Raw genomic sequence first — 22,901 nt, forward strand, 5'->3', positions numbered from 1 at the left:
AATGCAGCCACCCGCGAGACGATATAGCCCCGTGTCACCCCGGGTGACGCGAACGCTATCACCTCGCGTCGCCTACACGAGGTCATGTTCTCACCGGTCGGTACGGAGGGCGCGTGACGGTAGCGGACGACACCGGAGTCGCGAGACGCGGTCCGGACCCACGACTCGTCGTGTTCACGCTCTGGTTGCTCGTGTTCGGCGTCGGTAGCCAGGCGATGCTCATCGCCCCCATCATCCCCCAGATAGCGACGCAACTGGCCGTCGAGGAGGCGCTGTTGGGGACGCTCGTCACCGCCTACAGTGTGGCCGTCGGCGCGTTCGCACTGCTCGTCGGCCCCGTCTCCGACCGCGTCGGCCGTCGGCCCGTCCTCCTCGCTGGCACGGGCCTGATGACCGCCGCGCTCGCGGCCCACTGGTTCGCCGGCGACTTCCTCGGCCTGTTCGGCGTCCGCCTGCTCGCCGGTGTCGCCGGCGGCGTGCTCAACGGGGCGGCCATCGCCTACGTCGGCGACTACTTCCCGCCCGAACGCCGCGGGTGGGCCAACGGCTGGGTCATCAGCGGGTTCGCCGCCGGTCAGATCGCGGGCATCCCCATCGGAACCCTCCTCGCCGCCGAGTTCGGCTTCCGCGCGCCGTTCCTCGCGTTCGCGGTGGCGACGCTGTTCGCGTTCGCACTGGTCGTGACGCTGTTGCCCGCTCCGGACGTGACGCTCGCGACGTCGAAGCTCACCGTCCGGTCTTTCGTCGGCGAGTACGCCTCGTTGCTCCGCCGAACCGAGATACTCGTCGCGACGTTCGTCTTCTTCCTCATGTTCGGCGGGACGGCGCTGTACACCACGTTCCTCCCGACGTGGCTCCAGGTCGAGTTGCTCGTCGGCGCGAGCGCCATCGCCCTCCTCTTCCTCCTCGGTGGACTGTCGAACGCCGTCGTCGGCCCCCTCGCGGGCAGTCTCTCGGATAGACTCGGGCGCAAGCGTATCATCCTCGTCGCCAGCGTCGGCATCGCGCTCACGATGGCCGCGACACCGCTGGCGGGCACCGTCGGGGGCTTCCTCGCCGTCGCGGGCGTGTTCGTCGTCGTGATGGCGCTGTTCGCCTCCCGCGCGAGTTCGTTCACCACCCTGCTCACCGAACTCGCCGACGGCAGCCAGCGCGGGTCGCTGATGAGCCTCACCGTCGGCGTCGGGCAGGTCGGCACCGGCGTCGGCGGCGCGCTCGCGGGGACGGCGTACGCCGCGACGGGCTACCCCTCCAGCGCCGTCGCCGCGGGCGTCGTGATGGCGGTCATCACCCTCCTCATCTACGTCTACCTGCCCGCGACGGGACCGGGTGTGGCGGCCCCGACCCCGCCCGCCGAGCCGCGCTCGCCCCTCGACACCAGCGGCGACGGCCGCCCGGACCTCGCGTGTGACGCACTCTGCGGCCCGACCGCCGAGGGCGGGTACGGCGACGACGACGACTGATTCACGACCCTCCCCACCGCCGGTCGCACCAACAGCCATGTCCTCGCCGCGCCAGCACCCAGCATGGACGTCCAAATCGTGCTGTACGAGGGGTTCGACGAACTCGACGCCATCGGCCCGTTCGAGGTGTTCGCCAACGCGACGCGCGCCGGCGGTGACCTCCCACCGACGCTCGTGACGCTCGACGAGCGCGACACCGTCACCGCCAGCCACGGCCTCAGAGTCGGCGTCGACGGGGTTCTCTCGGATCCGGACCTGCTCGTCGTCCCCGGCGGCGGGTGGAACGACCGCTCGACGGCGGGTGCGTGGTCGCAGGTCGAGCAGGGTGACCTCCCCGACGCCGTCGCCCGCGTCGCCGAGACGGACGCGCTCGTCACGTCGGTCTGTACCGGTGGGATGGTTCTCGCCCACGCGGGCGTGCTCGACGGTCGGCCGGCAGTCACCCACCGCGGTGCGCTCGACGACCTCCGCGAGTTCGACGTCGAGGTACGCGAGGAGCGGGTCGTCGACGACGGCGACGTGGTGACCGCGGGCGGCGTGACGTCGGGCATCGACCTCGCGTTGCACCTGGTCGAGCGATTCGCGGGCGCGGACGTCGCCGAGCAGGTGACGACCGAGATGGAGTGGGAGCGTGGTTCGGAGCGAACGGAGTGAGCGAGAACCACGGATAGGCGAACGGCGACCTGCGGGAGCCGTGAGCAGCGAGATTCGGAGTGAGCGAGCGGCAGCGAGCGAACGAGAATCTCGGGAGTGAGAGCGGGGAGTCGTACGGGACCGAAGGCCTCGCTGGAAGCCGGCGACTCTGCCGCCGGTGACGAACGGGACAGTCGAAGCGAGAGCGCCTCGGGCGGACTTTTTATACGAGGGGCTGGCCTACGCCGGGGCATGACACAGAGCGAGCGTGTCGCCGACGCGGACGGTCCCGCCCCCAGCGAGGCGTTCGCCCCGCTCGGCAACGAGGTCCGGACGCGGACGCTCGCGGCCCTCCTCGACGACGGGATGCCGACGCGTCGGCGCTTCTCGGAGCTGTTCGAGGCCAGCGGCGCGGACACCTCCGCGGGGTTCGCCTACCACCTCCGACAGTTGACCGACCACTACCTCAGAGAGACCGACGACGGCTACGCGCTGACCGACGCCGGCGTCCGGATGGCTCGCGCTATCGCCTCCGGGACGTACACCGACAGCGTCGACCGCGACCCCGTGCCCGTCGCCGACCCGTGTCCGTTCTGCGGAGCGGGCGGGGAGGACGAGGGGGCAGGCGAAGTGGACGGAGCGGAGGGCGACGACCACCCCGGCCTCCACGCGGGCGCACACGACAACACCGTCGCCATCACCTGTTCGGCCTGCGAGCGGACCGTCCTCTCGCTGGGGTTCCCGCCCGGTGGGTTCCGCAGCCACGACGACGAGTCGTTCCCGCGGGCGCTCGACCGCCTGTATCGCCACCGCGTCGGTCTGCTCGCCGACGGCACCTGTCCGGAGTGTGGCGGGGCGACCCGCGGGCGGGTCGGCTACACGGACGCCGACCAGACCGACGACGGGACCGACGCGGACGCCGCGCGTCCCACGCGACTCGCCCTCTCTTGTACGGCGTGTGGCTACGCGCTGCGCTGTCCGGTGACGCTCGCGGTGCTCGACCACCCCGCCGTCGTCTCCTTCTACCACGACCACGGCGTCGACCTGCGCGACCGACCCATCTGGAACGTCGGCGAGGAGTGGGCCGAACGCGTGCTGTCGGACGACCCGTGGTGTGTCCGAGTCGCGACGGAACTCGACGCGGAGGCGCTGTCCGTGCTCGTCGGCGCGGACGGCACCGTCGTCGAGACCGAGCGACGGACGCGCTCGGCGTCGTAAGCGCGACACGTCACCCCACCAGAACGTACTTCGCGGTCGTCGTTCGACGTCCGAGTATGGTCCCGCCACGACCGACGTGCGGTTCGGTCGGCCCGTCCCTCCACCCGCCCCGTGTGCGACGGCGCACGGGTGACGCGCTCGCCCCCTCCGAACACGGTGAGTCGTCGCGCCACGGAGCCACCAGATGAGCCTGCGAGCGGTCGCGAGAAAGGAGTTCCACGAGTGTCGCCGCTCGTACACGCTCCTCGGTCTCGCGGGCCTGTACGTCCTCATCGCCGTGTTCTTCGCGGTGATTCAGTGGGTCCCGTACCCCGACATGTCCAGGGAGGCGTCGACGAGCACGCTCGCACTGTTGAACAGCCTCACCCAACCCGGTGCGGCGTTCGTTCCGCTGTTGGGCCTGCTGGTCGGCTACCACACCATCGGCGGGGCGCGCGAGAGCGGGAGTATCAGACTCACGTTGAGCCTTCCGAACACACGTCGTGCAGTCGTGTTCGGGACGTTTCTCGGGCGGTTCGCCGTCGTGGCGACGGTCATCGCGCTCGCGAGCGCCGGCATCGGCATCGTCGCACTGGCGACGTACGCGTACTTCGACGTCGAGGCGCTCGTGGTCAACACGGCGGTGTCGGTGCTCTACGGTGGGGTGTACGTCGCCATCGGCATCGGGTTCTCGGCGTTCACGAAGTCACGCTTTCGCGCGCTCCTCGGAGCAGCCGGACTGTTCTGGCTGTTCTTCATCGTCTGGGACGCATTCATGTTCCTGGTACAGGTGCTGTTCATCGGGCCGACGCTCCCGGAGGGGTCCCAACTACCGGGCTGGATGGAGTACGTCTGGCTGTTGAATCCGTCGTCCGCAATCGTGTACACGCGCCGAACCCTGCTACCAGAGTACCACGAACTCGTCTTCACCCCGAGGACGAGTGCGGCCTACCTCCAGGACTGGGTCGGTGTCGTCGTCCTGTTCGTGTGGGTCGTCGTGCCGCTCGTGGTCGGCTACGTGCGCTTCGAGCGAATCGACCTCGAGTGAGGAACGAGCGGTCGACGGACCGTGACGCTCGGACAGCGCGGTGAGAAGGGTCGGTGGCGTTACTCGCCGCCGTCGCGCGGTTCGTAGCCGTCGGCGGTGATGACGGCGATGGTCGGCTCCGCGCCGTCCTCGTCGTCCTCGTCGGTCAGCACGTCGCGAGCGAGCGCGACGGCGTCCTCGACACTCATCTCGGGGTCGTACTGTTCTTCGAGTTCCTCGCGGATGCGGTCGGAGCCGCCGCCGATGGCGGTCGCCTGCCACTCGATGGCCGTCCCCGAGGGGTCGGTCTCGAACAGGCGGGCGTCGCCATCCTGGAAGCCCGCGATGAGGAGTGCCGCGCCGTACGGGCGGGTGCCGCCCGACTGGGTGTACTCCTGGATATGCTCGGAGATCTCGGTGGTGAGCTGGTCGGTCGTGATCGGCTCGCCGTAGCGCAGGCGCTCGACCTGGGCGGCGCGACGCGCGACGTCGACGAGTTGGCGGGCGTCGGCGACGTGGCCCGCGCTGGCGACGCCGTGGAACTCGTCGACCTTGTGCAGTTTCTCGACGCTGCGCTCTTCGAGGAGCGGCGACCGCACGCGGCGCGCGGCCGCGAGGACCACGCCGTCGTTCGTGCGAATACCGACGCTCGCCGAGCCCTGTTTCACCGCCTCGCGGGCGTACTCGACCTGATAGAGTCGCCCGTCGGGCGAGAAGATGTTCGAGTTGCGGTCGTACGCCTGCCGGTCGTTGTTACCCATCATGCGAGGACCTCCGTGGTGTCGTCGTACGTATCCTGTTGCACGCCATCGGCGGTGATGCGCGTCACCGTGATACCGTTTCCGGAGGCGGTGTCGCGCTCGCTGGCGGCCGCGATGGCCTCGGCGGCGACGTCGACGGCCTCCTCGACGCTCATCTCGGGGTCGTAGAGGCGTTCGAGCGCGCCGGTGGCGACGGTCATGCCGCTCCCGCTGGCGGTGTAGTCGTCCTCGATGACGCCGCCTGCGCCGTCGATCTGGAACACGCGGGGCGTTCCGTCGACGTCCACGCCACCGAGCAACGGCTGGGCCTGCATCCCGCGGATGACGTTCGCGGCGGTCTGGGCGAGCGCGTCCATGCTCATCTCGCGGTCACGGCGCGTCTCGTAGAGGTCCGACTGGACGCGCAGTTGGCGGACGAACGCCTGACCGCCACCGACCGACCCGGAGATGGTGACCGCGGCGCGGTCGTGAACCGGTTCTATCTTGATGGCGTTCTTGTTGGCGACGAACCGCCCGCCGAGCGACGCGCGGCGGTCGGCCGCGAGGACGACGCCGTCGGTGGCTTTCAGCGCCACCGTCGTCGTCCCGGTCTTCAGCACCTTGTCCATACACTCACTGCGGGCGCTCCTCGGATAAGTTCTCGCTAAAACGCTCTTTAGCTGGCGCGGGGGCGGCGCTGACGGGCGGTGCTCGCGGCCACCCGAGCGCCGTGCGCAACCGCTTTCCCGCCGTCCTCGCTACGGGCGGGTATGACCGACACGCGCGGGGACGACGCGGGTGCCGCGGCGGCCGGTGACGCCCTCGCCGACCGGGAGTGGCGACTGATTCGCGAGGAGGCGCTGCCAGGCCCGCTGTGTATGGCCTACGACGCCGTCGCCGCCGAGACCGCCGCCGAGGGCGGCCCCCGGACCGTCCGCGTCTACCAGTGGTCGCCCTCGACGCTCTCGCTGGGCTACCGCAACGACCCAGACGACGTCGACTGGCAGTTCTGCGAGCGCGAGGGCATCGACGTGGTGCGCCGCCCAACGGGTGGCGGAGCCATCTACCACGACGAGGTCGGAGACGTCTCGTACTCGACCATCGCGCCCGCCGACGAGTTGCCCGGCGACCTGATGGAGACGTACGACCTGCTGTGTGAACCGCTGTTGACGGCGTGTGCGGAGCTGGGCGTGCCCGCCGGCTTCGCCGAGGAGTCGTACCCCGAGTTGTACCACCCGGCGTGCTACCTCAGAGCGCTCCACCCGGCCCACGACGTGATGTATCGCGGGCAGAAGCTCTCGGGAAACGCCCAGTACCGCCGGCGCGACAGCATCATCCAACACGGCTCGCTCACCTTCTCCTCGCGCGCCGAACGGACGCTGGGCTGTTTCGTCGACCCGCCGGTGAACGCCGAACGGTTCCGCGAACGCGTCACCGGTCTCGACGAACACGCCGACCTCACGCGCGGGGAGTGCGTGGAGACGCTCGAATCGGCGCTCGCCACGTGGGCCGACGCCGAGGTGGGCGAGTGGACCGACGCCGAGCACGAGCGCGCACGCGAAATCGCCCGGGAGAAGTTCGCCAGCGACCGCTGGAACCGCGAACGCATCGACCCGCTGGAGCGCTAGCGGGCCGGTGAGCGTCGGTGGCGACGTGGCACCGAGCGTCCCGCCGTCGGTCAGTCGTCGGTCTTCTCGACACCCTGCCCCGGCAGTGTCGCCTCGGTGGGAGGGGCACTCCGTTCCGGTGTGCCCACGAGGCCGTCCGGGAGCGGGTCGAACAGCGGGAACTCGTCGGCACGGTCGCCGAGTTCGACCGCCCCCGCCTCCCGGTCCCAGGCGACCAGACCACGGTCTGCGAGCGCCGGGAGGTCGACGTGATACAGTCGGTTCCGACTGTCGCGGACGGCGGACCCGTCGGGACCGGCCGTCGGCCCCGTATCGTTCTCGGCGAGCGACGCGGCGAGGGAGGAGACGGCCAGCGTCCCGCGGTGTCGGTGGAGGTGTGCCAGCAGTCGGCGTCTCCGCTCGTCGGCGAGCACGAGGAACAGTTCGTCCCAGTCGTCGGGGCCCGTCGGTGTGCCGTCGGTGCCACCCATGCGAACCGTACCGGACGCGTTCGGGTGGTCGTTATCCCGTTCTGCACAGGGCATTTATCAGTCGGCCGCGGCGGCCTCACCGGCGGTCCGAGACCGAGTGGCTCGACAGCGCGCTCGACAGCACCTTGTTCGTAGCACGGCGGACGCGCTCGGAGAACGCCTGCTCGGAGATGTCGAGGTCGTTCGCCAACTCGGCGAGCGTCACCTCGCGCGGAATCTCGAAGTACCCCCGTTCGAGCGCCAGCAGCATCGCCTCGCGCTGGGGCGGCGTGAGGTTGAACAGGTAGCCCTGCTCTTCACCCTCGACGAGCGTGTACACTCGTTCGAGGTTGTAGCTGATGTCGTGGTCCAGACAGTAGTCGTGGAACTCGGTCAACCCCTCGTGGCTGTCGAAGCGGATGCGGAAGTACCACTCCTCGTTACCCCGGGCTTCGAGGATCGACGCCTCGGTCTGGGCCATCCCGTAGATGAGACTCTCGACGTCCGCTCGCCACTCGACTCGGTAGAGACCGCTCTCGTCGACGTAGTCGAGCGCGACGAGTTCACGGACGTGCTCGCTCGCTCGAACCGCGGCCTCGAACGCGTCGAGGCCTCCGCCGTGGACCCAGATGTAGGGCATCACACGCCGCGAGGCGGGCACGACCCGCTCGATTTCGACGTTGGTGTCCGGGTCGCGGGACAGCACCTGCCCGAGGATGAACTCCTCGGCGTGCAGCGTGAACTCCGCGATTATCGTCATCGACACTGGTTTCCGGCCGACCGAGAAAAGCGTCGCGGCGAATCGGCTCTCCGGAGCGGTCGTGTCGTCCCGTCGCCCACCGAATCGGGAGCGACCGAAACCCGGACAGACGACCGGGTGATATACTGTCACCGTCTATGGACACCGGGTGGACAGGCGAGCCCGAGTGGTGTCAGCGGCAATTCGGTCGGCTCGGTCGCCCGCCCGCCACCCCACCTGTCGGCCGGGCCACTCCCCACAGGTGGCCCGGTTTCTCCGTCGTTCCCACGGGTGCGGCGAGCGACCCGGTCGGTCGGCGGCCACGAGCCATCGAGAGTGCGACGGAGGGGGAAGACGATGTCAGAGGCTGGTTCCCCCTACCGCACCCACGAGTCTCGCCACGCCTCCGCCCGGAGAGACCGTCCGACCAGTGTCGACCGAGCCGGGAGTCGGGTGACGAGCGTGCGGTAGTATCGACGTGAGCCGAATCAGTCGACCCCTATAGCCTGCAAGTCGTTTAACCCGAAGAGGTGTGCTCACACGGCGACCGCCGCGACCGACGGGCACGTCGCGCACCGTTCCGAAGTCCCTATGCCCCGGAACTCCTAGCCGAGAGCACATGCTGAGAGTCGGTGCACACACCTCCATCTCCGGGGGCGTGCAGAACGCGGTCGACGAGCAGGTCGAGTTGGGCGGCAACTGCGGGCAGATATTCACCCACTCCCCCCAGGTGTGGAAGCACACGCCCGCCGACGACGAGGACGTCGAGGCGTTCCGCGCGCGCTCCGAGGCGAACGACGTCGGCCCGTGGATGATCCACGCGTCGTACCTCGTCAACCTCTGCACCCCCAAGGACGATCTCCGCGAGAAGTCCATCAACTCCATGCAGAAGGAGCTCGACGCCGCCGAGCGCCTCGACGTCCCCTACGTCAACGTCCACCTCGGCGCGCACACCGGCGCGGGCGTCGACGACGGCCTCGCCAACGCCGCGAGCGCGCTGGACGAACTGACCGTCCCCGAGGACGTCACCATCCTCGTCGAGTCCGACGCGGGCAGCGGGACGAAACTCGGCGGCCAGTTCGAACACCTCGCGCAGGTGCTCGACGACACCGGCCACGACCTGTCGGTCTGTGTCGACACCGCCCACGCGTTCGCGGCGGGCTACGACCTCTCGACGGCCAAGGGCGTGAAGGACACCCTGACCGAGTTCGACGACGTGGTCGGGTTGGAGAACCTGGCGTACTTCCACCTCAACGACTCGAAACACGCCTGCGGAACGAACAAGGACGAACACGCCCACATCGGCGAGGGCGAGATCGGCGTCGAGGGGTTCGAGACGCTGGTGAACGACCCGCGCGTGCGTGACCGCCCCTTCGTGCTGGAGACGCCCACCGAGAACGGCAAGAGCTTCGCGTGGAACATCGAGCGGGTGCAGGAGTTGCGGGATTCGGAGTGAACGAGCGGTAGCGAGTGAACGAGAATCCCGAGTACCGAACGGCGAACGGAGTGAGCCGTGAGGAGTTGCGAGAGTCGAGCGAGTAACACGAGCGAGACTCTCGGGAAGACGAACGGTGACAGGAGGGAGCCGTGAGTTGCGAGACTCGGAGTGAGCGACCGCAGGGAGCGAACGAGAGTCTCGGTGAAGTGAGCGGGGAGCGCTAGCGACCCGCGAGCTGCGCGGTTCGGAGTGAACGAGCGAGAGTCTCGGTAGGTGAACGGGAATCACGCGTACGCGAACGGCGAACGCGTGTGCAGTCACCCGACGACAGAAGACACTTGTCGAGTGACGTGTCGCTCGTAGTATGAGACGCCGTGCCCTCCTCGTCGCGCTCGCGGCGCTCGCGGGATGTAGTTCGCGACCGTCGAGCGACGCCGACAACGACTCGGTAGAACCCCAGACGAAGGTACCGACTGTGACGGCGGTCGGTACGGACGGGTCTACGACCGTCTTCCTCCACGTGGTTCCCGCAACTCCCTCCGACGAGCAGTGGGAACGGGCCGTCCCCATCGTCTTCGAGGAGTTGCCGACCGAGGAGCGTCGGGCGGTCCACCGGGCCATCGACGAGGAGTGTGCCAGATACGACGGCGTCTCGAGCGGTGCGTGGGCGTTCACCGACCGCGTCTTCGACCACCTCCGGCAGCAGCGAGACGCCGCCGCCGACGAACCGTATCGGACCGTCTACCTCGACGCGAACCGAGTCTACGCAGTCGGTGCGGTGCAGGGCGACCACATCATGACGGAAGTCGACGCTCGTTGCCCGGAGTGAGCGCGCATCCACACCGTTTTGCCCGCACCACCCACACCACCAGCCAATGCGCCGGTTCTCCGCCGACTACCTCGACGACACCCGCCGCGGGATGTGGTCCCCCGACGACCGCGAGGCGCTCGCGCCCCTGGACCTCGCCGAGCGGTCGTGCGTCCTCGATGTCGGCTGTGGCACCGGCGAACTGTCGGCCGTCCTCGCCGAGGAGACGCCCGAGGAGGCCCGCGTCGTCGGGCTGGACCGCGACCCCGCGCTGCTCGCGGCGGTGCCCGACCCCGCCCACCCCGTCCGGGCGGACGCGCTCTCGTTGCCCGTCGCCGACGGGAGCGCGGACCTGGTGGTCTGTCAGGCGCTGCTCATCAACCTCCCCGACCCGCTGGCCGCCGTCGAGGAGTTCTCCCGGGCGTCCTCGGCCCTCGTCGCGGCGGTCGAACCCGACAACGCCGCGGTGACCGTCGAGTCGACCGTCGACGCCGAGGAGCGACTGACCGCCCGTGCACGCGAGCGGTTCGTCGCGGGCGTCCCGACGGACGTGACCCTCGGGGCGGCCCCCGACCTGTTCCGCGAGGCGGGCCTCCGCGACGTCGAGACGCGTCGGTACGACCACGTCCGGACCGTCGAGCCACCGTACGACGAGGCCACGCTGGAGGGCGCGAAACGGAAGGCAACCGGGTCGCGACTGAGCGAACAACGCGAGACGCTGCTGGCGGGCGGACTGAGCGAGGCGGCGTTCGACGCGCTCCGCGGCGAGTGGCGCGCGATGGGCCGGGAGGTCGTCGAGGCGATGGCCGCGGGCACCTACCGGCGGCGGGAGACGGTGCCGTTCTTCGTGACGGTGGGGCGGGTGCCGTCGAGCGAAAGCGACTTTTCCGCGCCCTTCTCACTCGAGTGACATGAGCGACGCCGTCACCGACGAGACGACCGACGTCGACCCGGACGCACTCGACGTCCTCGGTGACGAGACCCGACGGGCGATTCTCCTCGCGCTGGTCGAACACCGACGGGTCAGCTCCGACGACGCGACGCTCTCGTTCTCGGCGTTGCGCGAACGGGTCGGCGTCGCGGACTCCGGGCGGTTCAACTACCACCTGGGGAAGCTCGTCGACCGGTTCGTCGAGAAGACCGACGGGGGCTACCGGCTGAGCTACGCTGGCCAACAGGTCGTGGGGGCGGCGCTCGCGGGCACCTACAGCGCCGGTGAGTCGAAGGGGCCGACCGACGTCGGCGAGTGTCCGGTCTGTGAGACGACGGCGACGGCCACCTACGAGGAGGGTGTCTTGGAGGTGACGTGTGCGAACGACCACGTCGTCTATCGGGTGGGGTTCCCGCCGGGGGCGGCCGCCGACCGGTCGATGGAACGTCTCCTCGCGCTCTCAGCCCGCCTGACGTACGACGACATCGAACTCGCCATCGAGGGGGTGTGTCCGGAGTGTCTCGGTACGGTGACGCGCTCGCTCCAGCGAACCGGCGGTGACGAGGAGGTGGAGTGGTTCTTCGACGCTCGCTGCGAACGCTGTGGACAGCAGTTCAGGGCTTCGGCCGGCGTGTGTGTACTGACTGCACCGTCGTTCGTCGCGTTCGCTGCCGACCACGACGCCGACCCGCGAGAGCAGCCGCCGTGGACGTTCGCTACACTCGACGGGTCACAGACCGTCGTGAGCGAGGACCCGCTCCGCGTTCGGATGACCATCGATATCGACGACGAGACGTTCAGCGCGACCCTCGACGAACACGGTCGGACCGTCGCGACCGACCGGTCCTGAGCCACGACGCCGGGTCGGTCGAGGACCGTCGGGAGGGAGACGGCGCGACCAGTCAGTCGTGTGGAGCGGCGAGCGCGTCTTCTTCCTCCTCGCCCCCGCCGTCCTCGCCGTTCTCGCCGTCTTCTCCCTCTCCGTCTTCTCCCTCCTCGCCCCCCGGGAGTCCACACCCGGCGAGGGCCGCGAGCAATCCACCACTGGCCGCGAGCAGTCGTCGGCGTGTCGTTCGGTCGGACATCGAGCGACACGACACGCGCCGAACACAAGAGCGTTGAGCCGTCGGTCGCGGGACGACCGCGGAATCGCCGGACGTGACCGCAGCTACAAGTCAATGGGAGCGAACGGATAGCCATGCACATCGAACGGTTCGGCGACGGCGACCGCGACCTCCTCCTGGTCCTCGGGTGGGGTAACCGACTCGGACACCCGACGGTCCGATGGCTCGTCGAACAGGGCGTGGAGGCGGGCTACCGCGTCCACGGCTTCCAGATTCCGACGGTCGTCACCGACTTCGAACGCGACTGGGTCCGCCCCGTCGCGACCACCGTCGACGCGCTCGACGAGTATCGCCTGCTCACCCACTCGACGGGCGGCCTCATCGGGGAGTTCCTCAACGGGGCGACCGAGACCGTCCACTGCAGTCCGTGGTGGGGGTTCCACGGCGACCTGGAGACGCCGCTGGTCGAGTGGGCGATGAAACTACCCGTCTCGACGCCGCTCCTCCCGTCGGCGTTCGGTCGCGAGGAACTCGGCACGTTGGTGACCGACGAACGGCTCGCAGACGGGCCGAAGCGGGCCGCGCCCACGTTCCTTCGGGAGGCGAGACGCGCCCAGCGCCGCCTGCCGGCGTTCGACGACGAGACGACGAGCGTGTTCTACACGCCGACCGACGCCGTCGTCAGCGCGACGGCCATCGAGGAGCGAACGCCCGCGAGGAACCGCGTCGCCTTCGAGGGCGGCCACGAACTGTTCTCCTCGCCGTCGCGAGAGACACACGTCGGCACCGTGTTCGACGCGCTGGCGGAGGGACCGTCGGCGCTGTGGTAGGGCGTCGGGCGACGCGCTCGGCGCGGAGCGGGTCGATTCAAACGACGTCACCGCGGACGGACGTCCCCTCCTGTCGCTCTCGGTAGCGTCGGACGGCGCTCGCGGCCGTCTCGGCCTCCTCGCTCTCCATCCCGAGCATCTCCAGCGCATCCGAGAGCGTCGGGAAGACCAGTTCCCCCGCACGGAGTTTGTCGAGGGTCTCCTCGCTGCGCTGACCGTCGACCCAGAGACACGCGCCGCGTGGGTCGAGGATCTGTTCGTAGTTCTCGCGCATCCGCGCGCCCTTCAACCGCTGGGTGACGTTCGACTCGAAGCCGCTGTTGCACACTTCGAGGTGGACGGGTTCGCCCTCGCCGGAACTCGCCGAGGTCCGGCTGCCAGCCGAGGTCCCCTCGGCACCCTCGCCGAGGAGGTGCGCGGCGAGGCACTTCTCGGGGGCGGCGTGACCGCTGTGGTTCGCGCGGACGTGTTCGGGGAACTGCTCGGCCCACGCCGCGTCGACGGTCTTGCCGACGCCCTGGACGCCCAGCGAGTCGCGGAACTCGGCCTCGCGGTCGGCGTCCCGACCGAACAGGAGGTCCTTGGTGAGGTAGACGTCGAGGCGGTCGACGGGGTCGACGCCGAGGGCGACGTCGCCGTACACCCACACCTCGCGGACCGGGACGGGCATCGGGTCGGCGTCGACGGTGTCGAGCAGTCGTTCGACCCGGTCGACGGCCGCCTCGCGAGAGAACTCGCTCATACCCGACGTACCGGCCGGTCGCCGAAAGCGGTTTCTCTCGCGGGACGAGGACGACCGTCGCACTCGCGGGCCGTCACGTCCGACCCGCCCGCAGTGCGTGTGTTTCACACGCAGTGTGACGGACGGCAGACAGTTATCAGTGCTTCTGTCAAGCGTGTTGAACGAAGGCCACGACACTTATTCGTGAGGTTACTAAGGGGCCTGTATGAACCCCGTCGTGGCACAGGTGATCGACCTCGGTCCCGGCGTGTTCGGGGCCGGCGTCGTCTTCGCACTGGTCGCGCTGGACCTCGCGGTGGCGACGAGCGCCGCCGCCGTCGGTCCGCGGGTCGCGAGGCGGGTCACCGACTGGCGGCCCCCACAGCCGTGGCGCGACCTGCGCGACCGCTACGCCCCTCGTCCGCTCGACGCGTTCTTGCTCGCGGCGTGGACTGCCGTCCTCGTCGAACTCCTCCGGTCTCGACCCGTGGTCGCGGCGGGCGTGGCCGCGCTGTCCATCCTCATCAGCGTCTCCGGGACGCTCGTGTTCTGGGCGCTCGACGCCCGCGGTGGTCCCGGCGAGAAACTGTAACTCGGTGAGCGGAGACGGAACCGCCCCCTCTCCACCCCACCGTTCTGCGACGGTCAGGTCAGGTCGACGAGCGCCTGCCACGTCGCGGGGCCGACGACGCCGTCGACGGCGAGTCCCGCGCTCGACTGGAACGACTCGATAGCGCCCTCGGTTTCGCTGCCGTAGTAGCCGTCGACCGAGATGCTGTAGCCGTGGCCGTAGCGCAGCGAGTGCTGGGCGGCGTAGGTCGCCCACCACGGGTCGTCGTTCGGCCCGGCGACGGTGACGACCAGCGCGTCCCAGGTGTTCGGGCCGACGACGCCGTCGACGGCGAGGCCGGAGGCAGACTGGAACGACTCGACGTTCGTCTCGACCTCGCTGCCGTAGATGCCGTCGTGGTACTGGAGGTCGTAGCCGTGCTGTTCGAGCAGGTACTGGATGGTGTAGACGTCCTCACCCTGGTCGCCGTTCGAGAAGTACTCCCACGAGTACGACCCGCCCGTTCCGCCGTCGTCGCCGCCGTCGCCCGCAGAGCCGCCGACGAACTCCATGTAGCGGTCCCAGTCCCACGCCGGTTGCGGGCAGGACTTGTAGCTCGTGTTCCCGCAGTCGCCGTACTTCGGGGCGTTGGCGTGACCGATGATACCACCGGAAGCGTTCGCGGCCGCGCACGGGTCGGTGAAGTACTGCTTGGGGACGCCGTACGCGCTGGCGACGTGGTCGACGATGTCGGCGCTGGCGGCGTAGGCGGCGTCGGAGATGCCGTTCTGGCCGTCGTGCCACTCGTGTTCGATACCGATGGCGTTGGAGTTGAACCCGCCGGCGTGCCACGCGACGTCCTGTTCGTCGACCATCTGGGCGGTGTGGCCGTCGCTGTTGCGGACGACGTAGTGGGCGCTGACGTCCGCGTCGGGGTCCTGGAACCAGTTGACCGCACTCCCCCACGTCCCGTCCGTGATGTGGACGACGACCCAGTCGATCTCGCTCGCGCCCCGATAGTCGTCCGAGTAGTTCGACGAGTCGGCGGCGATGTACTCGTCTGCTGGCGGGGCCGCGGCGCTCGCCGTCCCGGCGGCGAGCAGCGACAGCCCACCCACCGCCGACGCACCGACGCCCTTCAGGAACGTCCGGCGGTCGTTCATGCCGTTACCTCCGTCGTCGCGGTCTCGTCGTCTATCATGGTGTACTCCGACGGTGTGTCGGAACGGTTAGAATCCACTGTTTGCGATGGTTAAAATTTGCGGCCAAGTCGTATTCAATATCGAATCCGGGAGCTCCGAGCGCAGTCGAACGCGGACGTTATCCCGCTCGAACCCCCAGCGCGGCCATGGACTGTGAGAAGTGTGGCGCACCGGCGGTGATGCACGCCGCCTACTCCGGACTGCACCTCTGTGAGTCGCACTTCTGTCGCTCCGTCGAGAAACGGCTCCGTCGCCGGGTCCGCGACGACGACCTGCTGTCGGACGCGGCGACGCCCGACGACCCCGAGACGTGGGTCGTCGGGTTGTCGGGCGGGAAGGACAGCGTCGTCCTCACGCACATCCTCCACGAGACGTTCGCCGAGGACCCCCGCGTCGAACTGGTCGCGCTGACCATCCACGAAGGCATCCAGGGCTATCGCGACAAGTCACTCGACGCCTGTCTCTCGCTGACCGACGCCCTCGACATCCGCCACGAGGTGGTGAGCTACGAGGAGGAGTTCGGCCTGCGGATGGACGACGTCGCGCGCGAGGACCCCGAAGGGATGGCTCCGTGTGCGTACTGTGGCGTCTTCCGCAGGGACGTGCTCTCACGCTACGCCGAGGCGCTCGACGCCGACAAACTGCTGACGGGCCACAACCTCGACGACGAGGCCCAGACCGCGCTGATGAACGTGCTGTCGGGTGACCTCCGCCAGATGGCGAAACACTTCGACGCTTCCCTGGGGAGTTTCGACCGCCGCGGTGACGAACACGCCGACGAGTTCGTCCCGCGCGCCAAACCCCTGCGCGACGTCCCCGAGAAGGAGGTGGCCCTGTACGCTCACCTGCGCGAGCTACCGACACACATGGCCGAGTGTCCCCACTCCAGCGAGGCCTACCGCGGCGAGATTCAGGAGCTACTGTTGAACCTCGAATCGAACCACCCCGGCACCCGTCACTCCATCATGGCGGGCTACGAGGAGTTCGCCGCCATCGTCGCCGAGCGGTTCCGTGGCGACGGCGACGGCCCCGCCCTCGGCGACTGTGAACGCTGTGGCGCGACGACCACCCGCGACCTGTGTCGGAAGTGCGAACTCGTGGAGGCGGTCCACGAGGCCGACGCCGACGCCGGTGTCGGGACCGGGAGCGACTGAGAGACCACATCACCGCGTTTACGGGCCGCTGCGCGGGTTTATCCTCTCGGCCACCAGTACAGACGCCATGGATTCTATCGAGACGCACGTCGACATCGATGCGCCGCCCGAAGCGGTGTGGGACGTACTGATGGACGTCGACAGCTACGGGGAGTGGAACCCGTTCATCGACGTAGAAGAGCGACCGACCGAGGGCGAGCAGGTGACCGTCCACCTGACGCCACCCGGCAAGCCGTCCGTGACGATGACCCCCGAGATTCTCGTCGCCGACGGGCGAGAGCTACGCTGGCGCGGACAACTGTTCGTCGGTGGCCTCTACGATGGAGAGCACTCGTTCACGCTGACCGAGCAACCGGACGGAACGACCCACCTCGTCCACGCCGAGACGTTCTCGGGGGTACTGGTCGGCCCCATCAACTGGTGGCTCGGCGACTCGACGGAACGTGGGTTCGAGGCGACGAACGAGGCACTGAAAGAACGAGTCGAATCGCGCGTCGTCGCCTGAGTCGAGACCGGGACGCTGTCGCTCGGTGCTGTGAACAGGTGGAAGAGTCGGCGGCCCGACTATCGGATGACGTCGAGGCCGTTGTTCTGCTCGACCTCGCTGCGCCCGCCGTCGGTCTCGCCGAAGTTGACGCCGTTGCCGCCGTTGGACCCGGAGTTCGACTCGAACTGGTGGCTCTGGGAGGTCGACCCCATGCCGCCGGAGTTGTCGATGGCCTCGCGCGATGCGTTGGCCTGCTTCTGGGTCGTCGGCCCGAGAATCTGGGCCGACTGGACGCCCGTCATGATGGCCATGACGCGCACCTTACCCTTGTACTCCTCCTGGATGCGCGCGCCCCAGATGACGTTCGCGGAGGCTTCGAGGCGCTCGGTGATGTTCTGGGCGATGCCCTCGGCCTCTTTCAGCGTGAGGTCGGGGCCGCCAGTGATGTGGACGAGACCGCCCGTGGCCCCGCGGTAGTCCACGTCCAGCAGTGGGTGGTTCATCGCGTCCTTGACCACTTCCTGGGTCTTGTTCTTGTCCTGGGTCTCACCGACGAGCATCACCGCGACGCCGCCCTGGCCCATGATCGCGGTCATGTCGGCGTAGTCGAGGTTGATGAGGCTCGGCTGGGTGATGGTCTCCGAGATACCCTTGACGGTCTCGGCGATGATCTGGTCCATCACGCTGAACGCCTTGCCGATGGGCAGGTTCGGGACGTAGTCGAGCAGGCGGTTGTTGTCGAGGACGATGATGGAGTCCGCGGCGTTGCGGAGTTTCTCCAGGCCCTCCTCGGCTTTCACCGTGCGGGCACGCTCGACGTTGAACGGCGTCGAGACCATCCCGACGACGATCGCGCCCTGCTCCTTGGCGATGTTGGCGACCACGGGGGCCGCACCGGTCCCGGTGCCACCACCCATGCCCGCGGTGACGAACACGAGGTCCGCCTCGCCGAGGACGTCCTTGACGGTGCCCTGGGCCATCTCCGTGGCGCGCTCGCCCATCGACGGGTCACCACCGGCACCCAGCCCCTGCGTGAGCGACTTGCCGACGAGTATCTTGGTGTCGGCCTCGATCATCTTCAGGTGCTGTTTGTCGGTGTTGATGGCGATGGTGTCCGCGCCGTCGACGCCGATGTTGTACAGGCGGTTGACGGTGTTGTTACCCGCACCACCACAGCCGACGATGACGATTCGGGGGTCGCCGAACTCGTCGGCCTCGGAGTCGCCCGAGTCCGAGCGTTTGCGCTGCTCTTTCTCGGCGTTCTCGAGCGCCGAGTTGACGATGTCCTGCATTCAGGCCCTCGCCCACGGCCGCTTCTTGTCGCGGCGCTCGGTGTTGTCCTCGTTGATCATGTCGCGGACCGCGGCGCGAATCGCCTCGCTGCGATTCGGGTACTCCCCGGTCTCGACCATGCGTTCAACTTCCTCGATCTGCTGCTTCGGAATCCGTAGTGTCACACGCTCCATTTTTATCGTATTCCCCTTGGTAAGACACCGAGCCGCGTGTCACGACGACCCAGGCGCCGGACACGGGAGGAAACCGCAGTACGTGGCAGGAATTCGACCCGCCACACCCCGTGTAAGACGACTGTCTTACGCAGGTGTTTGCATACTCCGATGTGTAATAAAACTTTGGCCCGGCGTAAGACGCCGACGACGATTAGTACGTAAACGAGAACGAATTCCCGTGTACGACGCGTTTACGAGCGTTCTAGCACGTCTGCCGCTGGCGTCCGACGACCGCACCCGGGACAGAACCCCCAGTCCGACCGGAGTTCGTCACCACACTCACAGAACACGCGGTGGGTCGCCTTCTCGCCACAGTTCGAACAGTACACCGCGTCCCCGGCGAGCGACGTCCCACAGCCGGAGCACTGTTTACGCCCGTCTTCGCCGTCCGACGTGGACTGTTCACTTCGTGGGGGCCGGTCGGTCTGTGCGCTCGGTTCCGACCGCGACGGTGCGCGGTCACCGTCGAGCGTGACGTTTACGTTGATGTCCTGAGCGTCGCGGCGTCCGTGTCGGCGCTCGTGTGCCGCGAGCACGGCGTCGATGCGTTGGTCGACGAGCGTGTCCACGCGCTCGCGAACGAGTGCGTCGAGTGACCCGTGGACGGCCGGCCCGTCCGACGGGGCGGGGCGCTCGTCGTCGTCCCGCGCCGAGGCGTCGTCGAGGTACGCGCGAAGCGCTTCGCGCATCACCTCGCTCTTGGACCCCTCACACGCCTCGATGCGAGCGACGAGGTCATCGTCGGCGCGGAACGTGATTTTACTCATCGGATACGACGGATTACTGTTCATTCGATATATATTTTCCTCACCCGCGTCAGACGTCCGTCAGTCGCACCGAAAGACAAGCATTAAATTCGACGACGTACTCCCACCGAACAGGCCGCTCTTAGCTCAGTCTGGCAGAGCAGTCGACTGTAGATCGACTTGCCCCCCGTTCAAATCGGGGAGAGCGGACTACCTTCTCGCGGCGACTGTGAACGAGCGAAGCGAGTGAACCAGCGCCGCGTGTGGTGTCCAACACGACCCGATTTGAGCAACGAGCGACGGCTGGGAGCGAGTGAGTTCAAATCGGGGAGAGCGGACTTCTTCGTGACCGAACCGCGAGCGAAGCGAGTACGGTGAGGTCGAGAAGACACCCCAACACGATTTGAAGAGACGAGACGCAGCGCGACCGGGAGGAGCGACCGTCTCGGCGCGTTCAAGTCGGGGAGAGCAAACCGCTACTGCACGCGGCAGTGGGAACTACGCCGATTCGAGCGTGAACGCGACGTCGACGGAGAGTGTCGACCCCGGTGCCCCCCGCTCCGCGGAGTAACTCAGCGAGTCGGTGACGCGGTAGGTACCGGGTCCCGGTGGCACCGTGAACTCGGGGTGGTTCGTCGTCCCGGTCGGCAACACCTCGTAGCGGCGGGTGACGCCGTCCGACGGCGCTAGCTCCGTCACCGAGCCGATACTGCACGCCGTCATCCCCCGGTCCGAGAAGCTGATACAGCCCTCTTCCTCGTACTCCCGCCAGAGCAGGAACCGCTCGTCGGCGTCGACGGCCTGCGCGAACACGGCACCGAACGGCGGGACGGTCCCCGCGTACACCAGTTGGGTCGTCTCGCTACTGTTCGTGAGCGTGAACTCGACCGCGCCGGGACTCGCCGCCGAGACGGTGTCGTCGACGACCGAAGCGCTGAACTCGACGGCGGGTGGGCTGTCCGGGTCGAATCGATACAGCGTCAGTCCGACGTGTGTGGCGGTGTCGCCGTCGGTGGGACCGGTGAAGAAGTCGACGCGCTCGACGGTCTCGGCCAACCCCTCGGGCGCGGTGTTCGACCGCCACTCGCCGTCCCGAATCGCAGTTTCGACAGCACCGCGGACCGTGGCGTCGTCGATGTCCGCCACGTCCACAACGACCTGTTCCTCGCCGGTGCGTTCTCCCTCCCGTTCGACGGCGTCCCCGGAGTAGAACGCCGACGGTTCGAGGACGTACTTCACCGAGGGACGCTCGACGCTCGTCGACCGGGTGAGGTTCGTCAGTCTGTACTCCGCGTCGGTCGGCGTCTGGCTCGACCCCGTAGCGGGTGGTGTCGAACGGGACGGCGAGAGGGCTGCGACGAACGGTTCGTCTGTGGTGGCGACTGCAGACAGCCTGCAGCGAGAGCACCGAGACTCGCCAGGAGGGCACGGCGGCGCATACGATGTGTTCGTGAATCCGACACGAAATACTTTCTGCCGGGTGGCGCGGGCGTACGATAGCGACCGTGGTCGTCCGACAGCCACGGACCTACAACTAAGGGTCGCGCCCGCGCACGTGAAGGCATGTACGAGCGAATCCTCGTCCCCGTCGACGGCAGCGACATCGCCTACGCCGCCGCCGACCACGCGTTCGACCTCGCGACGGCCCTGGGCGCGGACGTGCACGTCCTGTTCGTCGTCGACGAGAGCGTCGAGTCGATGTTGCTCTCGACCCACAGCATGCGGACCGTCCTGGAGTCGCTGCGCGAACGCGGCGAGGAGGTGCTGGCGACCGTCGAGGAACGTGCCACCGACGCCGGCGTCGAGGTGACGACCGAACTGGGACACGCCGTGCAGGTCCACACCGCCATCGTCGACTACTGCACCGACCACGACGTCGACCTGGTCGTGATGGGGACCAGTGGTCGAGAGGGCCTCGAACACCTCCTCGGTAGTACGACCGAACGCGTGCTGATGGCTTCCTCCATCCCCGTACTGGCCGTCTCCCCGGAGGGTATCCTCGACGGTTCGTCGACCACGACCGACGAGGAGTGACGGACCGCGTTCCGAAACGCTTTTTCAGGTGCTCGGCCTCGTCACGTATGCGCGCCGCCTTAGCTCAGACTGGGAGAGCACTCGACTGAAGATCGAGCTGTCCCCGGTTCAAATCCGGGAGGCGGCATTTTCCTGCGAACGAAGTGAGCAGTGAAAATGCTCGCGACCGGTTTGAACCCTGCAAGTCGCAACCTGCGAGCGCAGCGAGCAGGTCCGTCTTGTTCCGGTTCAAATCCGGGAGGCGGCATGGCGTTTTCACGCGAATCACGTTCGAGAGGGCTGCGGCTCTCGACTGAGACTCGAGCCGTCGCCAACGTATCTGTGCACCTCGAGCGGATTCCGAACCAGACGAGTCCGAGCGAAGTGAGTCCCGATGCGGCCGCACAAAACTACTGTGCGGTCGCGACGCCGAAGCAGAGCGGGCCGACACCCCCAGATGACCGGCCGTTCGGAGGCCGGACCGTGTCGGGGACGACCCGTCCAACCCCCACGTATGCTAGCGAGAGACACAGGAGACCGCCTGCAGAAGCCTTATGTCTGGCAAGCCATTCCAGTTAGAAGTAATGGCGAAAGGTACGGTTGATTTCTTCAACGACACGGGCGGTTACGGCTTTATCGAGACTGAGGATGCGGACGAGGACGTCTTCTTCCACATGGAGGACGTTGGCGGCCCCGACCTCGAAGAGGGACAGGAAGTGGAGTTCGACATCGAGCAGGCCGACAAGGGCCCGCGCGCGACCAACGTCACCCGACTCTAATCATGGCGAAAGGCAAAGTCGACTTCTTCAACGACACGGGCGGGTACGGCTTCATCGACACCGACGAGGAGGACGAGGACGTCTTCTTCCACATGGAGGACGTCGGCGGTCCCGACCTCGAAGAGGGTCAGGAAGTCGAGTTCGACATCGAGCAGGCCGACAAGGGTCCACGCGCGACCAACGTCACCCGCCTGTAAGACGACTTCACACACGAACGACGATTCTCGGTATTTTCACTCCGACAGCGACAGCGCTGGCGCGGGGACCAGACGGTCGATCCGACGGCGACGAAGAAACGTCGTGTGACCGACGGGTGTCTGACTGACCTTCATACTCCCCGGCGGTGAACCACCGACACTCATGGCGGCGCAACCCCGAGACGCCTCCTCGCTCGACCAGCAGTTCCGCCCGACGGTGGCGACGACCGTCCGGTCGGCGTGGCGGGCGGTCGTCGGTCGACTCCGAGAGCTGTTCTTCGGGCTCTCGCCGGTCCACTACGAACCGGGCGATATGCGGCGAGAGTACCGCTGGACGCGGGCGGCGCTCGTCGGGGCGACGACGACGCTCGTGGCGGCGCTGGCGGTGCGGTCGGTGCTGACGGGACTGTTCGTCGCCTGTTTCTCGGCGGAGCCGTCGGTCGTGACGCTGTTCAACGTCGGCCTGACGCTCGCCGTCGTCGGCGGGGCCGCGGGGGTGGCGGCGGTCCGGGCCGCGGACTTCACCCGACTGCGGCGACGGGAGCGGCGACTCTGAGCGCGGCGGACCGGAGCCGACGGAGCGCCGACCGTCGCCGA

At 68.0% G+C, this 22,901-nt stretch carries 28 protein-coding genes and 2 tRNA genes; 19 read left to right on the forward strand and 11 right to left on the reverse strand.

Annotated elements, in window-relative coordinates; all coding sequences use genetic code 11:
- Positions 1-113: 113 nt before the first annotated feature.
- The 4 genes from M1L36_RS06515 (at position 114) to M1L36_RS06530 (ending at position 4,341) form a co-directional block, all read left to right on the forward strand.
- The gene (locus M1L36_RS06515; RefSeq protein WP_250872917.1) at positions 114-1,463 is read left to right on the forward strand and encodes an MFS transporter; all 1,350 of its coding nucleotides are present in this window, start codon (positions 114-116) and stop codon (positions 1,461-1,463) included.
- 63 nt (positions 1,464-1,526) lie between these two features.
- Positions 1,527-2,117: a DJ-1/PfpI family protein gene (locus M1L36_RS06520; protein WP_250872918.1), complete on the forward strand. Its 591-nt coding sequence runs from the start codon at positions 1,527-1,529 to the stop codon at positions 2,115-2,117.
- Between the two features lie 231 nt (positions 2,118-2,348).
- Entirely contained in the window at positions 2,349-3,314 is a 966-nt protein-coding gene (locus M1L36_RS06525) for a DUF7351 domain-containing protein (protein WP_250872919.1), read from the forward strand.
- 184 nt (positions 3,315-3,498) lie between these two features.
- The gene (locus tag M1L36_RS06530; protein ID WP_250872920.1) at positions 3,499-4,341 is read left to right on the forward strand and encodes an ABC transporter permease; all 843 of its coding nucleotides are present in this window, start codon (positions 3,499-3,501) and stop codon (positions 4,339-4,341) included.
- Between the two features lie 59 nt (positions 4,342-4,400).
- Here M1L36_RS06530 and M1L36_RS06535 read toward each other — a convergent pair whose 3' ends face one another.
- Together M1L36_RS06535 and M1L36_RS06540 are read right to left on the reverse strand one after the other, a co-directional pair.
- Entirely contained in the window at positions 4,401-5,084 is a 684-nt protein-coding gene (locus tag M1L36_RS06535; RefSeq protein WP_250872921.1) for an archaeal proteasome endopeptidase complex subunit alpha, read from the reverse strand.
- Entirely contained in the window at positions 5,081-5,689 is a 609-nt protein-coding gene (locus tag M1L36_RS06540; RefSeq protein WP_250872922.1) for a proteasome subunit beta, read from the reverse strand. The genes M1L36_RS06535 and M1L36_RS06540 overlap by 4 nt, the downstream gene beginning before the upstream one ends.
- A 141-nt stretch (positions 5,690-5,830) precedes the next feature.
- Here M1L36_RS06540 and M1L36_RS06545 point away from each other — a divergent pair, with 141 nt between their 5' ends.
- Entirely contained in the window at positions 5,831-6,688 is an 858-nt protein-coding gene (locus M1L36_RS06545) for a lipoate--protein ligase family protein (RefSeq protein WP_250872923.1), read from the forward strand.
- Positions 6,689-6,738: 50 nt separating this feature from the next.
- On the opposite strand, the gene M1L36_RS06550 is transcribed toward M1L36_RS06545, so the two are convergent.
- Complete coding sequence (locus M1L36_RS06550) at positions 6,739-7,158, reverse strand: DUF7344 domain-containing protein (protein ID WP_250872924.1); 420 nt, start codon at positions 7,156-7,158, stop codon at positions 6,739-6,741.
- Between the two features lie 76 nt (positions 7,159-7,234).
- The gene (locus M1L36_RS06555; RefSeq protein ID WP_250872925.1) at positions 7,235-7,897 is read right to left on the reverse strand and encodes a helix-turn-helix domain-containing protein; all 663 of its coding nucleotides are present in this window, start codon (positions 7,895-7,897) and stop codon (positions 7,235-7,237) included.
- A gap of 598 nt (positions 7,898-8,495) precedes the next feature.
- Here M1L36_RS06555 and M1L36_RS06560 point away from each other — a divergent pair.
- The 4 genes from M1L36_RS06560 to M1L36_RS06575 all read left to right on the forward strand — a co-directional run bounded on the left by M1L36_RS06560 (position 8,496) and on the right by M1L36_RS06575 (position 11,903).
- Positions 8,496-9,332 (forward strand): deoxyribonuclease IV, encoded by an 837-nt coding sequence (locus tag M1L36_RS06560; RefSeq protein WP_369694209.1) that lies wholly within the window; start codon positions 8,496-8,498, stop codon positions 9,330-9,332.
- A 346-nt stretch (positions 9,333-9,678) separates the two neighbouring features.
- Entirely contained in the window at positions 9,679-10,143 is a 465-nt protein-coding gene (locus tag M1L36_RS06565) for a hypothetical protein (protein ID WP_250872926.1), read from the forward strand.
- Positions 10,144-10,189: 46 nt separating this feature from the next.
- The gene (locus M1L36_RS06570; RefSeq protein ID WP_250872927.1) at positions 10,190-11,032 is read left to right on the forward strand and encodes a class I SAM-dependent methyltransferase; all 843 of its coding nucleotides are present in this window, start codon (positions 10,190-10,192) and stop codon (positions 11,030-11,032) included.
- Between the two features lies 1 nt (position 11,033).
- A complete protein-coding gene (locus M1L36_RS06575; protein WP_250872928.1) occupies positions 11,034-11,903 on the forward strand; it encodes a winged helix-turn-helix domain-containing protein in 870 nt (289 codons plus the stop codon).
- A 52-nt stretch (positions 11,904-11,955) separates the two neighbouring features.
- Here M1L36_RS06575 and M1L36_RS06580 read toward each other — a convergent pair whose 3' ends face one another.
- Positions 11,956-12,138: a hypothetical protein gene (locus M1L36_RS06580; RefSeq protein WP_250872929.1), complete on the reverse strand. Its 183-nt coding sequence runs from the start codon at positions 12,136-12,138 to the stop codon at positions 11,956-11,958.
- A 113-nt stretch (positions 12,139-12,251) separates the two neighbouring features.
- On the opposite strand from M1L36_RS06580, the gene M1L36_RS06585 reads away from it, so the two are divergent.
- On the forward strand, positions 12,252-12,947 hold the full coding sequence (locus tag M1L36_RS06585) for an alpha/beta hydrolase (protein ID WP_250872930.1): 696 nt from the start codon (positions 12,252-12,254) through the stop codon (positions 12,945-12,947).
- 37 nt (positions 12,948-12,984) lie between these two features.
- On the opposite strand, the gene M1L36_RS06590 is transcribed toward M1L36_RS06585, so the two are convergent.
- Positions 12,985-13,689 (reverse strand): DUF7095 family protein, encoded by a 705-nt coding sequence (locus tag M1L36_RS06590; protein WP_250872931.1) that lies wholly within the window; start codon positions 13,687-13,689, stop codon positions 12,985-12,987.
- 205 nt (positions 13,690-13,894) lie between these two features.
- Between M1L36_RS06590 and M1L36_RS06595 the strand changes: the two genes are divergently transcribed.
- Positions 13,895-14,260 carry a hypothetical protein gene (locus M1L36_RS06595; protein WP_250872932.1) on the forward strand — a complete coding sequence of 122 codons (366 nt, stop codon included), beginning with the start codon at positions 13,895-13,897 and terminating at the stop codon, positions 14,258-14,260.
- 53 nt (positions 14,261-14,313) lie between these two features.
- Here the strand turns inward: M1L36_RS06595 and M1L36_RS06600 are convergent, their stop codons facing one another.
- Positions 14,314-15,381 carry a peptidoglycan recognition protein family protein gene (locus M1L36_RS06600; protein WP_250872933.1) on the reverse strand — a complete coding sequence of 356 codons (1,068 nt, stop codon included), beginning with the start codon at positions 15,379-15,381 and terminating at the stop codon, positions 14,314-14,316.
- 185 nt (positions 15,382-15,566) lie between these two features.
- On the opposite strand from M1L36_RS06600, the gene ncsA reads away from it, so the two are divergent.
- On the forward strand, positions 15,567-16,574 hold the full coding sequence (ncsA, locus tag M1L36_RS06605) for a tRNA 2-thiolation protein NcsA (RefSeq protein ID WP_250872934.1): 1,008 nt from the start codon (positions 15,567-15,569) through the stop codon (positions 16,572-16,574).
- Between the two features lie 67 nt (positions 16,575-16,641).
- A complete protein-coding gene (locus tag M1L36_RS06610) occupies positions 16,642-17,079 on the forward strand; it encodes an SRPBCC domain-containing protein (RefSeq protein ID WP_250872935.1) in 438 nt (145 codons plus the stop codon).
- A 59-nt stretch (positions 17,080-17,138) separates the two neighbouring features.
- On the opposite strand, the gene ftsZ is transcribed toward M1L36_RS06610, so the two are convergent.
- The 3 genes from ftsZ to M1L36_RS06625 all read right to left on the reverse strand — a co-directional run bounded on the left by ftsZ (position 17,139) and on the right by M1L36_RS06625 (position 19,336).
- On the reverse strand, positions 17,139-18,353 hold the full coding sequence (ftsZ, locus tag M1L36_RS06615; RefSeq protein ID WP_250872936.1) for a cell division protein FtsZ: 1,215 nt from the start codon (positions 18,351-18,353) through the stop codon (positions 17,139-17,141).
- Positions 18,354-18,527 (reverse strand): transcriptional regulator CdrS, encoded by a 174-nt coding sequence (cdrS, locus tag M1L36_RS06620; protein ID WP_247414101.1) that lies wholly within the window; start codon positions 18,525-18,527, stop codon positions 18,354-18,356.
- 233 nt (positions 18,528-18,760) lie between these two features.
- A complete protein-coding gene (locus M1L36_RS06625; RefSeq protein WP_250872937.1) occupies positions 18,761-19,336 on the reverse strand; it encodes a double zinc ribbon domain-containing protein in 576 nt (191 codons plus the stop codon).
- Between the two features lie 115 nt (positions 19,337-19,451).
- Between M1L36_RS06625 and M1L36_RS06630 the strand changes: the two genes are divergently transcribed.
- Positions 19,452-19,525 (forward strand) — tRNA-Tyr (locus M1L36_RS06630).
- A 288-nt stretch (positions 19,526-19,813) separates the two neighbouring features.
- On the opposite strand, the gene M1L36_RS06635 is transcribed toward M1L36_RS06630, so the two are convergent.
- Entirely contained in the window at positions 19,814-20,554 is a 741-nt protein-coding gene (locus M1L36_RS06635) for a hypothetical protein (protein ID WP_250872938.1), read from the reverse strand.
- 324 nt (positions 20,555-20,878) lie between these two features.
- On the opposite strand from M1L36_RS06635, the gene M1L36_RS06640 reads away from it, so the two are divergent.
- The 5 genes from M1L36_RS06640 to M1L36_RS06660 all read left to right on the forward strand — a co-directional run bounded on the left by M1L36_RS06640 (position 20,879) and on the right by M1L36_RS06660 (position 22,860).
- Positions 20,879-21,349: a universal stress protein gene (locus M1L36_RS06640; RefSeq protein ID WP_250872939.1), complete on the forward strand. Its 471-nt coding sequence runs from the start codon at positions 20,879-20,881 to the stop codon at positions 21,347-21,349.
- Positions 21,350-21,402: 53 nt separating this feature from the next.
- Positions 21,403-21,476, forward strand: a tRNA-Phe gene (locus M1L36_RS06645).
- Positions 21,477-21,912: 436 nt separating this feature from the next.
- Positions 21,913-22,107, forward strand: a complete 195-nt coding sequence (locus M1L36_RS06650; protein ID WP_250872940.1) for a cold-shock protein — start codon at positions 21,913-21,915, stop codon at positions 22,105-22,107.
- Positions 22,108-22,109: 2 nt separating this feature from the next.
- Positions 22,110-22,304, forward strand: coding sequence for a cold-shock protein (locus tag M1L36_RS06655; RefSeq protein WP_250872941.1), 195 nt, complete (start codon positions 22,110-22,112; stop codon positions 22,302-22,304).
- Positions 22,305-22,467: 163 nt separating this feature from the next.
- Positions 22,468-22,860, forward strand: coding sequence for a hypothetical protein (locus M1L36_RS06660; RefSeq protein WP_250872942.1), 393 nt, complete (start codon positions 22,468-22,470; stop codon positions 22,858-22,860).
- The last annotated feature ends 41 nt before the right edge of the window (positions 22,861-22,901 follow it).

Origin of the sequence: Halomarina rubra, from assembly GCF_023699475.1 — an archaeon.
Taxonomy (GTDB): Archaea; Halobacteriota; Halobacteria; order Halobacteriales; family Haloarculaceae; genus Halomarina; species Halomarina rubra.

What these genes read in the sequence shown, in the direction of transcription:
- M1L36_RS06600 (WP_250872933.1), bottom strand. Translation starts at nt 15,381, where the DNA reads ATGAACGACCGCCGGACGTTCCTGAAGGGCGTCGGTGCGTCGGCGGTG.
- M1L36_RS06575 (WP_250872928.1), top strand. Translation starts at nt 11,034, where the DNA reads ATGAGCGACGCCGTCACCGACGAGACGACCGACGTCGACCCGGACGCA.
- M1L36_RS06530 (WP_250872920.1), top strand. Translation starts at nt 3,499, where the DNA reads ATGAGCCTGCGAGCGGTCGCGAGAAAGGAGTTCCACGAGTGTCGCCGC.
- M1L36_RS06640 (WP_250872939.1), top strand. Translation starts at nt 20,879, where the DNA reads ATGTACGAGCGAATCCTCGTCCCCGTCGACGGCAGCGACATCGCCTAC.
- ncsA (WP_250872934.1), top strand. Translation starts at nt 15,567, where the DNA reads ATGGACTGTGAGAAGTGTGGCGCACCGGCGGTGATGCACGCCGCCTAC.
- M1L36_RS06520 (WP_250872918.1), top strand. Translation starts at nt 1,527, where the DNA reads ATGGACGTCCAAATCGTGCTGTACGAGGGGTTCGACGAACTCGACGCC.
- M1L36_RS06660 (WP_250872942.1), top strand. Translation starts at nt 22,468, where the DNA reads ATGGCGGCGCAACCCCGAGACGCCTCCTCGCTCGACCAGCAGTTCCGC.
- M1L36_RS06560 (WP_369694209.1), top strand. Translation starts at nt 8,496, where the DNA reads ATGCTGAGAGTCGGTGCACACACCTCCATCTCCGGGGGCGTGCAGAAC.
- M1L36_RS06540 (WP_250872922.1), bottom strand. Translation starts at nt 5,689, where the DNA reads ATGGACAAGGTGCTGAAGACCGGGACGACGACGGTGGCGCTGAAAGCC.
- M1L36_RS06570 (WP_250872927.1), top strand. Translation starts at nt 10,190, where the DNA reads ATGCGCCGGTTCTCCGCCGACTACCTCGACGACACCCGCCGCGGGATG.
- M1L36_RS06610 (WP_250872935.1), top strand. Translation starts at nt 16,642, where the DNA reads ATGGATTCTATCGAGACGCACGTCGACATCGATGCGCCGCCCGAAGCG.
- cdrS (WP_247414101.1), bottom strand. Translation starts at nt 18,527, where the DNA reads ATGGAGCGTGTGACACTACGGATTCCGAAGCAGCAGATCGAGGAAGTT.
- M1L36_RS06585 (WP_250872930.1), top strand. Translation starts at nt 12,252, where the DNA reads ATGCACATCGAACGGTTCGGCGACGGCGACCGCGACCTCCTCCTGGTC.
- M1L36_RS06655 (WP_250872941.1), top strand. Translation starts at nt 22,110, where the DNA reads ATGGCGAAAGGCAAAGTCGACTTCTTCAACGACACGGGCGGGTACGGC.
- M1L36_RS06535 (WP_250872921.1), bottom strand. Translation starts at nt 5,084, where the DNA reads ATGATGGGTAACAACGACCGGCAGGCGTACGACCGCAACTCGAACATC.
- M1L36_RS06525 (WP_250872919.1), top strand. Translation starts at nt 2,349, where the DNA reads ATGACACAGAGCGAGCGTGTCGCCGACGCGGACGGTCCCGCCCCCAGC.
- M1L36_RS06550 (WP_250872924.1), bottom strand. Translation starts at nt 7,158, where the DNA reads ATGGGTGGCACCGACGGCACACCGACGGGCCCCGACGACTGGGACGAA.
- M1L36_RS06580 (WP_250872929.1), bottom strand. Translation starts at nt 12,138, where the DNA reads ATGTCCGACCGAACGACACGCCGACGACTGCTCGCGGCCAGTGGTGGA.
- M1L36_RS06565 (WP_250872926.1), top strand. Translation starts at nt 9,679, where the DNA reads ATGAGACGCCGTGCCCTCCTCGTCGCGCTCGCGGCGCTCGCGGGATGT.
- M1L36_RS06625 (WP_250872937.1), bottom strand. Translation starts at nt 19,336, where the DNA reads ATGAGTAAAATCACGTTCCGCGCCGACGATGACCTCGTCGCTCGCATC.
- M1L36_RS06650 (WP_250872940.1), top strand. Translation starts at nt 21,913, where the DNA reads ATGGCGAAAGGTACGGTTGATTTCTTCAACGACACGGGCGGTTACGGC.
- ftsZ (WP_250872936.1), bottom strand. Translation starts at nt 18,353, where the DNA reads ATGCAGGACATCGTCAACTCGGCGCTCGAGAACGCCGAGAAAGAGCAG.
- M1L36_RS06590 (WP_250872931.1), bottom strand. Translation starts at nt 13,689, where the DNA reads ATGAGCGAGTTCTCTCGCGAGGCGGCCGTCGACCGGGTCGAACGACTG.
- M1L36_RS06555 (WP_250872925.1), bottom strand. Translation starts at nt 7,897, where the DNA reads ATGACGATAATCGCGGAGTTCACGCTGCACGCCGAGGAGTTCATCCTC.
- M1L36_RS06595 (WP_250872932.1), top strand. Translation starts at nt 13,895, where the DNA reads ATGAACCCCGTCGTGGCACAGGTGATCGACCTCGGTCCCGGCGTGTTC.
- M1L36_RS06545 (WP_250872923.1), top strand. Translation starts at nt 5,831, where the DNA reads ATGACCGACACGCGCGGGGACGACGCGGGTGCCGCGGCGGCCGGTGAC.